Here is a 13,585-nt window from a genome sequence, read left to right as displayed (position 1 = left end):
AGGACACCACCAATGCACAACTTATTCCACGTACTTCAGAGACAGGACACTAGCGCAGTGCACGTGCGACGATAAACGAGCGCGGACGTGAAGAGGCGAGTGGTTGGATCTCGTCAGCGTTGTCATCCCCTGCTACAAGCAGGCGAAGTTCCTTGCGGACGCAATCGAGAGCGTCATCGCTCAGTTGTACCCGTTGTACGAGATCGTGGTGGTCGATGATGAGTCACCGGACGATCCGTCATCGGTCTGCGCCTCGTATCCCGAGGTCCGATACGTTCGCCAACGGCGGCAGGAACGGTGCGCCGCACGCAATCGTGGGATCGAGGAGAGCCGAGGGACGTTCATCGTGTTCCTCGATGCGGACGACCGGTTGCTCCCCGAACATTTCAATTCATGTTTGGAAGAGTTGCAGCGCCATCCGGACACCGGCTTTGTCTGCGGCGACTACCGGTGGTTTGGCGAAGGCGATACGCGGCACATCCATGATTGCCGGCCGAATCCGGACCACTATGCGACCTTATTGCGCGGGAATTTTATCGGTCCGCCGCACGTGGTGATGTTCCGACGTGAGATTCTCCTCGCCGTGGGGGGCTGGGATACCGCCTTGCGGAGCGCCGAAGACCAGGAACTCTATTTGCGCATCGCCCGGCGCTACCCCATCTCGTGCCATCACCGGGTCATCGCGGAGTACCGCCGGCATGCCGAGCAAACGTCTCAGAAGTGGGACCTCATGTTGGAGAGCGCGATGACGGTGCTTCGCTCGCAGTGGCCCTACGTCAAGGGGCGAGCGGACTATGAGCGCGCCTGGCGTGAGGGTTTCCATGCCCGGCAAGAAATGTACGGGCCTCCGTTAAGTTGGAGTTGGGTGGCTGCGGTCAAAGCCGGCGAGTGGCGTCGCGCACGGCGTCTGCTGCGCGTCCTGCTGCGCTGGTATCCGCAGGGCCTCATCGACATCGTCCAGCAGAAAATACGGAAACAGTATGCCGCGATCCGATGATCATCACACTGCCGGCATCGCGACGAGGGTCGGCATGCCGGAATGCGTCAGTGTCGTCATCCCGTGCTACAACCAGGCGCACTTTGTTGCCGAAGCCATCGAGAGCGCGTTGGCGCAAACCCATGGTGATGTCGATGTGGTGGTCGTGGACGACTGCTCGCCGGACCACCCGGAGGCAGTGGTGGCCCGGTACCAAGGCGTCCGATATTTGCGCCATCCGGAGAATCGCGGTCCCTCCGCGGCGCGGAACACCGGGCTTCGGGCGTCGCGCGGGCGCTTCGTGGTCTTTCTCGATGCCGACGATCGGCTCCTGCCCCACCATGTGGCAACCGCCCTGGAGATCTTTCGACGGCGGCCTGATCTGGCGCTGGTCTGTGGCGATTATCAGTGGTTCGGGGCGGAAGGCACCTGGCACCGGCACTCCTGCTCCGATCAACCCGACTACTACGCGGCGCTGTTGCGCTTCGGCTTCATTACTCCGCCGGCCACCGTGATGGTCAAGCGAACGGCGCTGCTCGCGGTCGGGGGCTTCCGTGAAGATCTGCGGTTCAATGAGGACCGGGATTTATGGCTTCGGATCACGCGGCTCTATCCGATCCATTGCCATCACCAGGTGGTGGCCGAGTATCGAAGGCATCCCAACCAACTGACGCAACGATGGGGTGTCATGTTGAGCACGGGCATTCGCGTGATGCGGGACCAGTGGCCCTTCGTCAAAGACAACCGCGTCTACAGCGAGGCGTACCGGCAAGGAGTGCGTCAGTACCAAGATGCGTGCGGCCCGCCGCTGGTGTGGCAAATGGTGGCCGACGCGCGGGCGGGGCGGATCCGGAACGCGCTCGCGGCGCTCCATACCGTGGTCCGGTATTACCCCCAGGGACTCGCGATGCTCCTTCGACACAAGTTCGAACGCGTATGGTCACCGAGCAAAGCGCTCTGACAGCCGGAGAGCGGATCGCGAACTCGACGACGGCGCTCGCCAGCGTGGTCCGAGGTACAGCATTGCCGCCTCTGTCGTGGAGGCCATAGAGTCGGGAGGCGGACAGGCCGAGTCGTTCGAGGCACGTGGGCTCGTATGAAGGATCGCATCGCCCGATCGCTGTTCTGGATGGTATGGTCGCGGGGCGGTCTTCAAGCCCTGTCCTTCCTCAGTACCATCCTCGTGGCCCGGTGGTTGAGCCCGACCGATTATGGGGTGATGGCGTTGGTCGGAATCTGGACGGGGACGATCACAATGCTGGCCGACCTGGGACTCGGCGGCGCGATCGTCCAATTCAAAGATCTGGACGATGACGAACTGAGCGTGTGCTTTTGGTTGACGATGGTCACGACGGGCGTCGCCTACTTGGTCCTGTTCGCGGCGGCCCCCTTCATCGCGCAATGGTTCGAGAGTCCCCGAGTCACGGCGGCGCTGCGCGTCTCCAGTCTCGCGATGCTGTTGGTGGCACTCCGGATCGTCCCGGATTCGATGTTGCGCAAAGACCTGCGGCTCGATCGGATCGCACAGGCGGAAATGACGGCCGCATTCATCGCCATCCCGTTGACGTTGACCCTCGCCTGGTGGGGTGCGGGACTCTGGACGCTCGTGTTCGGCATGCTCGCCCAAGCGGCGATGCAAACGGCGGTCATCCTCTGGTGGTATCCCTGGTGGCCGCGGTGGTCGTTCCGGTCTCCGCGCCTTGGCGCCATGCTTCGGTACAGCCTCTCTGCCGTGGGGGCCAATGCCGGGTGGTCGGTGTTCTCCCAACTCGACAGCGCGATTGTCGGCAAGGTGATCGGGGAATATGCCCTGGGCCTGTACTCGATGGCCAAACATCTCGCCACGTTGCCGGTGACGAAGATCTCGGTCGTCGTCAATCACATGATGTTTCCGATGCTGTCCCATTTTCAGGACAACCAGGCGTCGCTACGGCTGTCCTTTTTCAAAGTCCTGCGGCTCGTCGGCTGCATCACGATTCCGTTGAGTTGCGGGATGGCGCTGCTCGCCGACGATGTCGTCCGTGTCGCGTTGGGCGAACGATGGTTGCCGATCGTGCCCGTCTTTCAGATCTTCTGCGTGTACGCGGTCGTTCACTCGATCGAAGTCTTGTTTCCTCCCGTGCTGCTGGCTCGGTATCGCAGCGGCTTTCTGTTTCGATGGACAGCGGTGCTGCTCATCGGCATGCCCGTTCCGTTTCTGATCGGCGCCTGGTGGTGGGGCGCGCTCGGCGTCGCTGTCGCGTGGATTGCCGCCTATCCCGTGTTCATGTACTGGATGGCGCGCGCGGCGTGGAAAGAGTTGGGCCTCGATGGGGCAGCCGTGGTGCACGAAATCCTCCCGGTGCTGTCGGCGGCGCTCGGGATGGCGCTCGCCGTATGGCTGGTCCTTGTGACGGTGCCGGCCGAGAGCCTCGGCGCGCGGCTGACGCGTGTGGCGGCGGCCGGCGGGCTCGGCGTCGCGGTCTACGCCGCGCTCGTCATGTGGCGCGGCCGTCGCATCGCGAATGAGATGCTCGAATTGGGCGGCTGGCTGCTGACGCGGGGCCGTGTGCTGACACCGGCGAAATAGGACGAGACAGCGATGTGCGGCATTGCAGGAATCGTGCGGTATGACGGCTCGCCCGTCGATCGGGAATTGATCGAGCGGATGACGCGGTCGATGACTCATCGCGGTCCCGACGATGAAGGATTGTTCTTGGGGCCGGGTGTTGGCCTCGGCCACCGTCGGCTCAGCATTATCGATCGGTCCGGCGGCCATCAGCCGTTGTGCAATGAGGATGAGACGGTCTGGATTACCTATAACGGCGAAATCTACAACTTTCGGGAGCTCCGCGACGAACTGCTCGCGCGCGGCCATCGGTTTCGGACGCAGAGCGACACCGAGGTCATCGTGCATCTGTACGAGGACCTTGGGGAGGCCTGCCTCCATCGTCTGCACGGCATGTTCGCGTTTGCGATCTGGGACGGGCGCGCCCGGTCCTTGTTTCTCGCGCGCGATCGGATGGGGATCAAGCCGCTGTACTACCACGAGGCCGATGGCGCACTGATCTTCGCCTCCGAGATCAAGGCGCTCTTCGCGGCGATGCCCGGCCGGCCGTCGATTCATCCGCAGTCCGTGCACGACTATCTCACGTTTCGCTACACCCCGGCGCCGCGCACGATGTGGCGCGGCATCCTCAAATTGCCGCCTGGTCATTGCATGTCGCTCAAGGACGGTCGCCTGACCGTCAAGCAGTACTGGGATTTGGAATTTGCCTCGAAATTATCCCTTCCCGAAGACGAACTGATCGCGGAGTGCGGGCGCCAGCTCGAGGCAAGTACCGTGCGGCATCTCGTCGGCGAAGTCCCCCACGGCGTCTTCTTGAGCGGCGGGCTCGATTCCACGGTGATCCTCGGCCTGGTGGCGAAGCACGCGGGCACGAAAGTGAAGACGTTCTCGGTCGGCTTTCAAACGGAACTCGGCAACGAGTTCGACGAGCTGCCGTATGCTCGCACGGCGGCCAGACACTTCCAGGCGGATCATCATGAATTGATCATGACCGGTCGGCAGTATGCGGACGGGCTGCACGACTTCATTCGATACATGGAAGAGCCGATGGCGGACCCCTCCGCGATCCCGCTGTTCCATCTCTCGAAGATGGCGAGCAGCTCCGTGACGGTGATGCTCTCCGGCGAAGGCAGCGATGAGTTGCTGGCCGGCTATACGTTCTGGCACCCGCTCAAGGGCCATCGGCGAGCCGAATGGTTCAGTCGTGTGCCGCGGGTCATTCGGCGGGCGCTGGTCCATCCGTTGAATCGGTCTCTGTTTCGTTCTCCTCGGCTGGCCGAGTACCTCCGGATCGCGGAAGAGGGCATGGCGCACTACTTCCAATTTCGACCCGTTCACATGGCGTCGTTCTTTTCGGAGGACCTGAAGCGGGACCTCTATGGACCGGCGTTACGATCGGAGGCGATGACGCCGTCCGAGGATCTTGTGCGCCAGGCGTACCGGCGCGTCGCCCATTGCGGGCCGCTCGATCAGATGCTGTACGTCTATGCGAAATACTGGCTCCCCGACGACTTGCTGCTGAAGGCCGACAAGATGACGATGGCCCATTCGCTGGAACTCCGCGTGCCGTTCCTGGACCATCCCTTTGTCGAGTTTGCCGCCAATCTGCCGGCGGAGATGAAGCTACGAAAAGCAGGCCGCGATCGCTACATCGCGAAATACGTCTTGCGCGAAGCGGTCAAAGATGTCGTGCCCGACGCCGTGCTGAAGCGTACCAAGCTGGGGTTCTCGGTTCCGGTGTGGAACCTGTTCAAGAGTGATCTGCGGGCGATTGCCTGGGATGTGATTCACTCGCGGCGGTTCGTGGAAACCGGCTTATTCAACGACCGACGCATTGCGGACGTGTTGAACGAGCGGGCGCCGACACAACACGATTGGTGGCACCTCTGGCCGCTCCTCGTGTTCGGATTGTGGCAGGAAGAATTCGCGGCGACGCTGTAATGCCACCTCGACGGCATGACATGAGGGATGTCTTGATCATCGCCTATCATTATCCGCCCAGCGCGGCGGTGGGCGGCGTTCGGCCCAGCCTCTTCGCGCGGTATTTGCCCGAGTTCGGCTGGCGACCAACCATCGTGAGGGCCGCCGTGCCGTCGGCCGGACAAGCGATGCACGATGTTCCGGCGTCAGGCGACGTGCATGACGTCCCGGAGTGGCCGCATCCGATCAAAACGTACGAGCAGTGGCGGGCGCGGCGTGCCATTTCCGCGGAGCAGCGGGAGCGCGAGGCTGCGCGGGTGATCGTGCCCTACGAACAATGCTTCGTCGCGCCGAGCCGCTTCAGCGTGAAGCGGAACCTCCTGGCGCTGGCCTCTCTTCCCGATCGCGAGAATGCGTGGCTGATTCCGGCCCTCGCCCGCAGCGTCGCCGTGGTCCGGGCTCAGCGCATCCGCCATGTGATTACGACGGGACCGCCCTTCACCTGTCATCTAGTGGGGTTGTTCCTCAGCCGTCTGAAGCCCGTCAAGTGGATTGCCGATTTCCGCGACCCCTGGTCGCTCAAGCACAAGTTTCCCATTTTCCGCACCGGGCTCACCGATCGGCTCGAGACGCGGGTCATCGAGGCCGTCATGCGGCGAGCCGACCTCATCTTGTCGGTCACTGCGGCGATGACCGACGAGGCACGCAAAGAGCACTACTGCCTGCCACCGGACCGATTTCAGACGCTCACGAGCGGATTTGATCCGGCGGAGTTCGAGGGGCTTCGCTATGAGGGTCGAGCGGAAAGACCGATCGTCTTTTCATATTTTGGAACCTTCTACCACGGCCGGACCCCCGAGCCCTTTTTGACCGCCCTGTCGATTCTGATCCAAGAGGGAACGGTGACCGCCGATGACGTCCGCGTGCGCTTTGTGGGACAGGTAAGCCTGGCGGATGGAGAATCGGTCCAGGCGATGATCAACCGACTCGGTCTGCGCGATATTGTCTCGCTCCATGCGCCGGTCCCTCGCACGGAGGCGCTCAAGCAGACCATGGAAAGCGACGTCGTACTCGTCCTCGACGAGCGCCATCCCATCCAAATTCCGTTCAAGCTCTACGACGCGTTGGCCGCGGGCTCGATGATTTTGAATATCGGCAGCCGTGGAGCGGTGGCCGATGTGCTGATGCGCACGGGGCGAGGGGTGGCGGTGCATTATCAAAATCCCGGGGAAGTCCGGAAAGGGATTCTCGCGTCGCTCCGCCGCGCGCGGGCTCGACCGGAGCGCGTATCCCGGCCATGGGAAGATCCGGTCGTTCAGGAATTCAACATGCGTCATCTCACCGCACGCTTGGCAGGGTACCTCGATGGGCTGTGAGGCTGGAACACGCGGCGACACCGGTGCCATGCCGGTCGGTGCGGTATCCCGTGCTCAGCTGCCGGTGAGCGTGGCACGCGCGTTCCGCGCCGTCATGCAAGGTCGTCTGCGTGTGCTGCCGCCGATCGGCGGGTGGATTCCGGCACGCGCGGTGATCGGCGCGATTGCGGCCACCGTACGCGGCACGGCACAGCATGACGCGCTCACCGCGGCCTTGCGCGAGAAGACCGGCCTTCCGCATTGGGGCTATGCGGTCTCCGGGCGAGCCGCCCTCAGCGCTGTCCTGAGGGCGTTGCATGAGGTTCATCCAGATCGGACGGAGGTCATCATTCCGGCGTACACGTCCTACTCGGTACCTGCCGCCGTCGTCCACGCCCGCCTGGCCATTCGACTCTGCGACGTGGAGCCGCTGACGCTCGGCATCGATCCGGCCGGATTGGCGCGCTGCATGACCTCCAAGACTCTGTGCGTGCTCGCGGATCACCTCTACGGTCTTCCATCGCGAATCGGCGCCATCGTGGAGATCGCGCGTGCGCGTCAGATCCCGGTGATCGAGGATGCGGCCCAGGCGCTCGGCATCGTGTGCGGGGGACGCCCGGGCGGAACGTCGGGCACGGTAGGCCTCTTCAGCGCCAGCCGCGGGAAGACGCTTCCGGGCGCCGGCGGGGGACTGATCGGCACCGATGATCTGCATCTCGCCGAGCGGTGCCGCCGAATGCTGGTCGAGCAGGTCTCGCGCCGTACTCGTGATGCGATACGAGTCCTGCAGACGATCGCCATGGCCTCGTGCATGCGACCGAGGGCATACTGGCTTCCCGCGGCCATGCCCTTTCTCAAGCTTGGTTCTTCGATCTTCGATCCGGCGTTCGAGACCGGAAGCATGACGGTGTTCCAACGGGCGCTGTTCCACAGGTTGTTGCCGCTCGAGCCGGTGCTGCGTCGATGCCGGGAACATCAGGCGCTCGCCTTGACTCGTGAGTTGCGGGGGAGCGACGTGCAGTGCCTCATGCCGCTCGCGGGCGATCACGGCGCGTATCTGCGTCTCCCGGCGCTCGCTCGGGATGCCGGGATGCGAGAGCGGATTTTGATAGCATCACGGCGTGCGGGGCTTGGCGTGACGGGCGGCTATCCGCTTGCGCTGTCACAATTGGCGCCGCTGCGTTCATGGCTCGCCGCGGACGATCCCTGCCCCGTGGCCGAATCATTGAGCCGCCGGCTCGTGACGTTTCCCACTCACCCCTGGGTCTCGAATGCGGACCGAGCCCACCTCGCCGACTTGGTGATGCGATGTGCGTAGTCAGTCGAACCGCTGCTCTCGGTGCGAAGGCGGAATCGTCACCATCGTTCCCGGGCTGGGGCCAGTTGTTTCTGCTGGTTTACGCAGCCGTCTCCGTCGCCCGGATCCAGGAATTGATTCCTGCCTTGGCCCCGTTGCGGCCCGGGTTGATCGCCGGTGGCATCGCCTTGCTGTTCTGGATCAACGCGCCGGGAAATTTGCGCGACAAAATCCCGCTTCGCGTCCCCGCCGTCCGCGATGTCGCGATTCTCGTCGGTGTCGCGGCGGTGCTCGTGCCGATCAGCGTGTGGCCCGGCGGCAGCCTGCGGTTTCTCCTCAACGCCTACTTGAAGACCGTCGTGCTGTTCTTATTGATCCTGTATTGGTGCCGGAACATCGAGGACGTTCGTCGCCTGGCCTGGGTGTGCTGCTTCGGGACGGCGGCGCTTGCCGTGCCTGGATGGTTCGAGGATCCGGGAGGCGAGCGCTATTACAGAGAGGGATGGAGCTACGACGCGAATGATCTTGCGTTGCTGTTCGTGGTCACGATCCCACTCGTGCTCTACCTGTTTTCGACCTCCGGGCGCGCCGCCCGGGTGCTCTTACTCGGGCTCGCGCTGATTTGCCTCTATGGCCTGATGTTGACGCAATCGCGCGGAGGCATCTTGGCGTTGACGGTCGTCGCGGGGGTCACGCTCTGGCGGAGTCGAATGGACCGGACGGCCAAGTACGGCATCGTGCTCGTCGCAGTGATCGTGTTCGGCGTGCTGGCCGGAACGACCTGGAAGGAGCGCATTCGAACCATGTGGGACCCCCAGACGGAATATGATCGCACGGCGGGTGGACGGACCGACATCTGGAAGACGGCGCTCGTCATGTTCGTGATGAGACCGTGGGGCGTGGGCATCGACCAATTTGTCACAGCCGAAGGCTGGTCTCATGAAGGTGCCGGCAAATGGAACGCGGCACACAATTCGTTCATCCAGGTCGCCGTTGAATTAGGGGTGGTGGGAATCGTGGTCTTCATTCGGCTCTTAGCCGGCACGCTTCGAGGGCTTCGGCAAACACAGGCCTCCCTGGCTTCGTCCAAACCCGTGCCCGCTGCGCGCCTGAGCCGCAGTGGAGGCGCGCGGCGTCGTGCGCCGCCGCAAACGCCCGCCGAGAATCTGTTGTTGCTGACGGAGGCGCTCGAAATCAGCTTGTGGGGATTTATCGTCGGCGGGTTTTTCTTATCCCAGGCGTATAGCGCGCTGCTCTATGTCCTGCTGGCCATGAGCGTGGTCGCCATTCGGCTTGCCAAGGAGTCCAGGAGCCAGGGGCTTCAGGACGAGCCTCGACATCCCCCCTCCGGCCGACCGACTCTCGTGCTGCCCCCACGCTATCGTGTGGGATGAACGCGCGGAGGGTGAGGAACGACCATGGAACCGGTGAAGGTCGGGTGGTGGATGTTGGTCGAGAAGATCCTGCGATGGTGCATCCATCCCCGGCTGCGGGCGCGCTGCTTGGCGCTGTTGGGCGCGCAAGTCGGGCCGCGCACGCGGATCTATGAAGTGATGCTGCTGAATCCCTTTACGGGATTCGCCAATCTTTCGGTGGGCCACGATTCGGCGATTGGGACGGGGACGATGATCGATTTGACCGGGGCGGTGACGATCGGCAGCCACACGGCCATCGCGCCGGGCTGCCTGCTCATTACGCACAGCGACCCCGGCTCCCGAATCGGGAGCCGGTTGATCGAGCGCTTTCCACGCACGATTTCTCCGGTTCGCATCGGAGATCATGTGTGGATCGGCGCGCAAACGGTCGTGTTGGGCGGCGTGTCGATCGGCGACGAGGCGGTCATCGGCGCGGGTTCGCTGGTGACGCACGATATCCCGGCCCGTGTCGTCGCCTACGGCCGGCCGGCGGTACCTGTTCGACCCTTGACTGAGGTGTACAGCGCATGAGCGTACAGACGATAGTGAATCCCGAGCGGGAAGTGTGGAACCGAATCGTCGCCGGACTCCCGGGCGGCAACGTCTTTCAATCGTATGAATGGGGCGAGATTCGCGCGGAACAGGGTTGGGTGCCGCACTATGTTGCCGTCCAGGCGGGAGGCGACTGGACGGCCGCGGCTCTCGTGCTGGTGAAGCGGTTGCCGGCCGGACTGGGCGCGCTGCTCTACTCGCCGCGCGGGCCGCTTGTGAAGGATGCGGAGGATGCATTGCCGCTCATTGAAGCCGTACGGCGACTTGCGCGCGACACGGGCGGCCTGTTGTGGCGTGTGGAACCGCCGGTCATCGTCGAAGACGTCGAGCGGAGCCGAGCGTTCCAGCAAGCGGGCTTTCAACCGGTCCCGATGGAGTGGTCGTATTGGAATCGGCCGAAATACGAAATGCATCGCGATCTTTCTTCCGGTGAGGCGGCGGTCTTTGCGAGCCTCGGCACGAAAATCCGAACGAAAATCAGACACGCCCCGAAGCGCGGGGTGGTGATCGAGGAAGGCTGCGGCGAGCAGGATGTCGAGAGCTTTTATCGCCTGCTCAAGGACACGGGGATCAAGAAGCGGATTCCGGTGCGGGCGCTCGGCTATTTCCATGCGCTCTACCGTACGTTCATCAAAACCGGGATGGGCCGGCTGTTTCTGGCAAGGAAGGACGCGACCGCCGTCGCCGGCGGCATCACGGTCCGATTCGGTCCCACGGCGACCTTGTTGTATCTGAGCAACGACTATTCGATGCAGCGCGCCGGCTGGGCCATTCAATGGGAGATGATGCGGTGGGCCATGATGCAGGGCTGCCGCCTGTATGATTTCGGAGGCACGGGCACGAATTATCCTCCACAGGAAACCGACAAAGGCTACGGGGTCTATCAGTTCAAGCGCAGTTTTGGCGCCGACATTGTTCGATGGGTAGGGTACGCCGACTACGTCTTCTCGCCGACGCGCTATGCCGGCTTTCGTCTTCTCGAGCGGAATCTGCCGTACGGTGAGCGGATCTTCATCGAATGGCCCAAACGCGTGGTGCAGCGGTGCCGAGGCATAGGCGGCCCGAACAACGCCGGCGATCAAGCGGCTCAGGGGGCGTCGGCCTCGGCGCGATCGGACGAATGAAGCTGCTGTTCATTACTGGCAACCTTCCGTATCCGCCGACCGACGGCTGGCGCATTCGCGTCTTTGCCTTTCTCCGCGCTCTGGCCGCACGCCATCACGTCACCGTGGCCTCCTTCATGCGGAGGATCGACGATGCAAAAGCGGCCGAGCGACTGCGCGAGCACGTCAGCGCGCTCCACGTCGTTCCGCGCTCCCATCACTATTCGTCTGCCAAACTCGTGCGCGGGCTCTTCGGTCGCACCGCGTTTCCCATCGTGAATTATCGCGACGAGCGGATGGCCCGGCTGCTCGCGGACGTCGTGCGACGCGAGTCGTTCGATCTCGTGCAAGCCGAAAGCCTTCACATGGCGCAATACTGCCTCGATCTCGATTGTCCCAGGGTTCTCGACCTGCACAACATCGAATCACTTTTGATGAAGCGGTATGCCCGGCATATCGCAAATCCGTTGAAGCGGTTGTACGCGGAGGTGACGTGGCGCAAGCTCGCGGCGTATGAGCGCGAAGTTTGTCGCCGCTTCACGCATTGTCTGACGTGCTCGGATGAGGAGCGGGTGCTGCTCCAGACCTGCGCAGGCGTTGAAGCGATCACCGTGGTCCCGAACGGCGTGCATCTTGCTGACTACTCCGTCGCCGGTTCGAGCCACAACGGTGCGGATGGGCGCGAGCGGCTCGTGTTCGTCGGACGCATGGATTACCACGCGAACGTCGAAGGCGTCCGCTGGTTTTGCCGTCATGTGCTTCCCCGGATCCGGAAAAAGCGGCCCGCCGTGATACTTCAGATCGTCGGCGGGCACCCCGTTCCCGCGATCTCGCGGTTGGCGACGCCGGGGATGATCGAAGTGACGGGATTCATCACGGACGTGAGGCCGTACATCGCTGAAGCGTCGGTCATGATCGCGCCCTTGAGAATCGGTGGGGGAACCAGATTGAAGATCCTGGAGGCACTTGCGATGGGAAAGGCCGTGGTGACGACGACATTAGGCGTCGAGGGCATCGAAGCGACACCCGGGCGCGATCTCCTCATCGCGGATCGACCGGCGGAATTCGCCGATCAGGTGGTGACGCTGCTCGAGAATCCCGACCTGCGACAACGGATGGGGTTGGCGGGACGGCGCCTGGTCAAGGACAAGTATGATTGGGAGGTGATCGTCGCCGATCTCGAACGACTATACGAGAGCCACATCGCGCCTCAGCCCGCGATGCGTCATAGCGTTCCCGTCGCTTAGGGGAGTGAGTGTCGCGATCCTGACGGCGTTCCCCCCCCGGCGGGTTTCAATCAAAAGTGAAAGGCTAAACCCCCGACAACGTGATTAGCGTGAATGGTTAGACGTTGGGGGGATGAATCAAAGGTAAATGTGTGCTTAGCGTATGTGTTTTTGTATTCAGCGAAAAATGCCACGTGTTTATTGAGAAAGAGTTTAACGCCGGCGAGGGCTTGCCACATGCCTGATGTATCCGTCGCACTCGCATTCGTCTCTTCGATTCGGACGTGAGCAATCTCGGCCCCGCCTCCTATGCCGAGGTAGGGATACCATCGACCACTGGGAAAATCCGGACTACTTCCAAAGGGTCGTCGCACCAAGAGGTTTACTGCGGCGATGTGAGCCGTGATGGGGCTTTTAACCGTTTCAAGATCTCCCTGCATCAGGCCCGCGCTCGAATTCACTATCTGAGGTTCCGAATTCTGTTTTAGCGAGGGCGTGAAGCGTGTGTAATCAAGTTCCGCTCCTAGATCGATTCCGAGCTTGCTCCGCATCGAGGATGTCCAGCCGGTCATCTTTGCGCCTACCGTCGGACTGTTGCGGAGCGTCAAATGCTTGAAGGTGAACGTACCGATAGTGGGATCCGGATCACTGACGTTCATATCGGTATTATAAGGCACCGCCAAGCCTCCGTATGCCGCAACAGAGAAGTCAAACCTGGGCTCGCCGTCAGGAGCGGGTGAAGGCCGTGGAGGCACGGTTGATCTCTCAGCTGCTGTTCGAAGCGGACGACCGGACGCGGACGGCCCGGGCAACGGTGCCGCGGGTGAAGAGAAGCCGGTGATGCGGGAGGCCGGGCGGCGATCGGTCGTCGGTGGATCAGCGGCAGCGGCCAGGGGGACGGTGAAGAAGGCAGCAACGGCCAACGCGGCAAGAATCAGCATCGGGGATGGCCGTTTCACAGGGGTGAAGGAAGAAGTGACTGATCGTCTGAAAACGGCAACTCTATCCATCGATGTCCTCAACAGTTCGTTTGACCGGTGACAGAGCAGCCGGAACGGGGCAGTGGCTTCACTTGGAAGACAGAGCGGCGTGGACCGCTCGGACGCTCGGCGACGGCTTGGCGCCTGAACTCGGTGCGTCCGAGCTGCGCTGAACGCACCTTCGGACAGCAGGCGCCACCCGGGACACTGTCG

General features: G+C 62.8%; 11 protein-coding genes. 10 read left to right on the top strand and 1 reads right to left on the bottom strand.

The window, feature by feature from the left end; genetic code table 11:
• The first annotated feature begins 103 nt into the window (after nt 1–103).
• The 10 genes from AC1U7K_RS08075 (at nt 104) to AC1U7K_RS08030 (ending at nt 12,413) form a co-directional block, all read left to right on the top strand.
• The gene (locus AC1U7K_RS08075; RefSeq protein WP_480250584.1) at nt 104–997 is read left to right on the top strand and encodes a glycosyltransferase family 2 protein; all 894 of its coding nucleotides are present in this window, start codon (nt 104–106) and stop codon (nt 995–997) included.
• The gene (locus AC1U7K_RS08070) at nt 981–1,937 is read left to right on the top strand and encodes a glycosyltransferase family 2 protein (RefSeq protein WP_480250582.1); all 957 of its coding nucleotides are present in this window, start codon (nt 981–983) and stop codon (nt 1,935–1,937) included. Before AC1U7K_RS08075 ends, AC1U7K_RS08070 begins: the two co-directional genes overlap by 17 nt.
• Before the next feature lie 135 nt (nt 1,938–2,072).
• Nucleotides 2,073–3,545: a lipopolysaccharide biosynthesis protein gene (locus AC1U7K_RS08065; RefSeq protein WP_480250581.1), complete on the top strand. Its 1,473-nt coding sequence runs from the start codon at nt 2,073–2,075 to the stop codon at nt 3,543–3,545.
• 12 nt (nt 3,546–3,557) lie between these two features.
• Nucleotides 3,558–5,465 (top strand): asparagine synthase (glutamine-hydrolyzing), encoded by a 1,908-nt coding sequence (asnB, locus tag AC1U7K_RS08060; protein ID WP_480250580.1) that lies wholly within the window; start codon nt 3,558–3,560, stop codon nt 5,463–5,465.
• Between the two features lie 20 nt (nt 5,466–5,485).
• Complete coding sequence (locus AC1U7K_RS08055) at nt 5,486–6,820, top strand: glycosyltransferase family protein (RefSeq protein ID WP_480250579.1); 1,335 nt, start codon at nt 5,486–5,488, stop codon at nt 6,818–6,820.
• A gap of 28 nt (nt 6,821–6,848) precedes the next feature.
• Nucleotides 6,849–8,117 (top strand): DegT/DnrJ/EryC1/StrS family aminotransferase, encoded by a 1,269-nt coding sequence (locus AC1U7K_RS08050; RefSeq protein WP_480250577.1) that lies wholly within the window; start codon nt 6,849–6,851, stop codon nt 8,115–8,117.
• Nucleotides 8,108–9,490 carry an O-antigen ligase family protein gene (locus tag AC1U7K_RS08045; protein ID WP_480250575.1) on the top strand — a complete coding sequence of 461 codons (1,383 nt, stop codon included), beginning with the start codon at nt 8,108–8,110 and terminating at the stop codon, nt 9,488–9,490. The genes AC1U7K_RS08050 and AC1U7K_RS08045 overlap by 10 nt, the downstream gene beginning before the upstream one ends.
• A gap of 24 nt (nt 9,491–9,514) precedes the next feature.
• Nucleotides 9,515–10,042, top strand: a complete 528-nt coding sequence (locus AC1U7K_RS08040; protein ID WP_480250574.1) for an acyltransferase — start codon at nt 9,515–9,517, stop codon at nt 10,040–10,042.
• Entirely contained in the window at nt 10,039–11,187 is a 1,149-nt protein-coding gene (locus AC1U7K_RS08035; RefSeq protein WP_480250573.1) for a lipid II:glycine glycyltransferase FemX, read from the top strand. Before AC1U7K_RS08040 ends, AC1U7K_RS08035 begins: the two co-directional genes overlap by 4 nt.
• A complete protein-coding gene (locus tag AC1U7K_RS08030) occupies nt 11,184–12,413 on the top strand; it encodes a TIGR03087 family PEP-CTERM/XrtA system glycosyltransferase (protein WP_480250572.1) in 1,230 nt (409 codons plus the stop codon). Before AC1U7K_RS08035 ends, AC1U7K_RS08030 begins: the two co-directional genes overlap by 4 nt.
• Before the next feature lie 50 nt (nt 12,414–12,463).
• Here the strand turns inward: AC1U7K_RS08030 and AC1U7K_RS08025 are convergent, their stop codons facing one another.
• Nucleotides 12,464–13,333, bottom strand: a complete 870-nt coding sequence (locus AC1U7K_RS08025; RefSeq protein WP_480250571.1) for an outer membrane protein — start codon at nt 13,331–13,333, stop codon at nt 12,464–12,466.
• Nucleotides 13,334–13,585 lie beyond the last annotated feature (252 nt).

Source organism: Nitrospira sp. Vd2 (assembly GCF_979581665.1).
The sequence above is the reverse complement of the archived record's forward strand: the minus strand, read 5'-3'. Positions and strand labels throughout refer to the sequence as shown.

Excerpts from the sequence above, each read along its gene's own strand:
- AC1U7K_RS08050 (WP_480250577.1), top strand. The coding sequence starts at position 6,849 with ATGCCGGTCGGTGCGGTATCCCGTGCTCAGCTGCCGGTGAGCGTGGCA.
- AC1U7K_RS08025 (WP_480250571.1), bottom strand. The coding sequence starts at position 13,333 with ATGCTGATTCTTGCCGCGTTGGCCGTTGCTGCCTTCTTCACCGTCCCC.
- AC1U7K_RS08045 (WP_480250575.1), top strand. The coding sequence starts at position 8,108 with ATGTGCGTAGTCAGTCGAACCGCTGCTCTCGGTGCGAAGGCGGAATCG.
- AC1U7K_RS08040 (WP_480250574.1), top strand. The coding sequence starts at position 9,515 with ATGGAACCGGTGAAGGTCGGGTGGTGGATGTTGGTCGAGAAGATCCTG.
- AC1U7K_RS08070 (WP_480250582.1), top strand. The coding sequence starts at position 981 with ATGCCGCGATCCGATGATCATCACACTGCCGGCATCGCGACGAGGGTC.
- asnB (WP_480250580.1), top strand. The coding sequence starts at position 3,558 with ATGTGCGGCATTGCAGGAATCGTGCGGTATGACGGCTCGCCCGTCGAT.
- AC1U7K_RS08055 (WP_480250579.1), top strand. The coding sequence starts at position 5,486 with ATGAGGGATGTCTTGATCATCGCCTATCATTATCCGCCCAGCGCGGCG.
- AC1U7K_RS08065 (WP_480250581.1), top strand. The coding sequence starts at position 2,073 with ATGAAGGATCGCATCGCCCGATCGCTGTTCTGGATGGTATGGTCGCGG.
- AC1U7K_RS08035 (WP_480250573.1), top strand. The coding sequence starts at position 10,039 with ATGAGCGTACAGACGATAGTGAATCCCGAGCGGGAAGTGTGGAACCGA.
- AC1U7K_RS08030 (WP_480250572.1), top strand. The coding sequence starts at position 11,184 with ATGAAGCTGCTGTTCATTACTGGCAACCTTCCGTATCCGCCGACCGAC.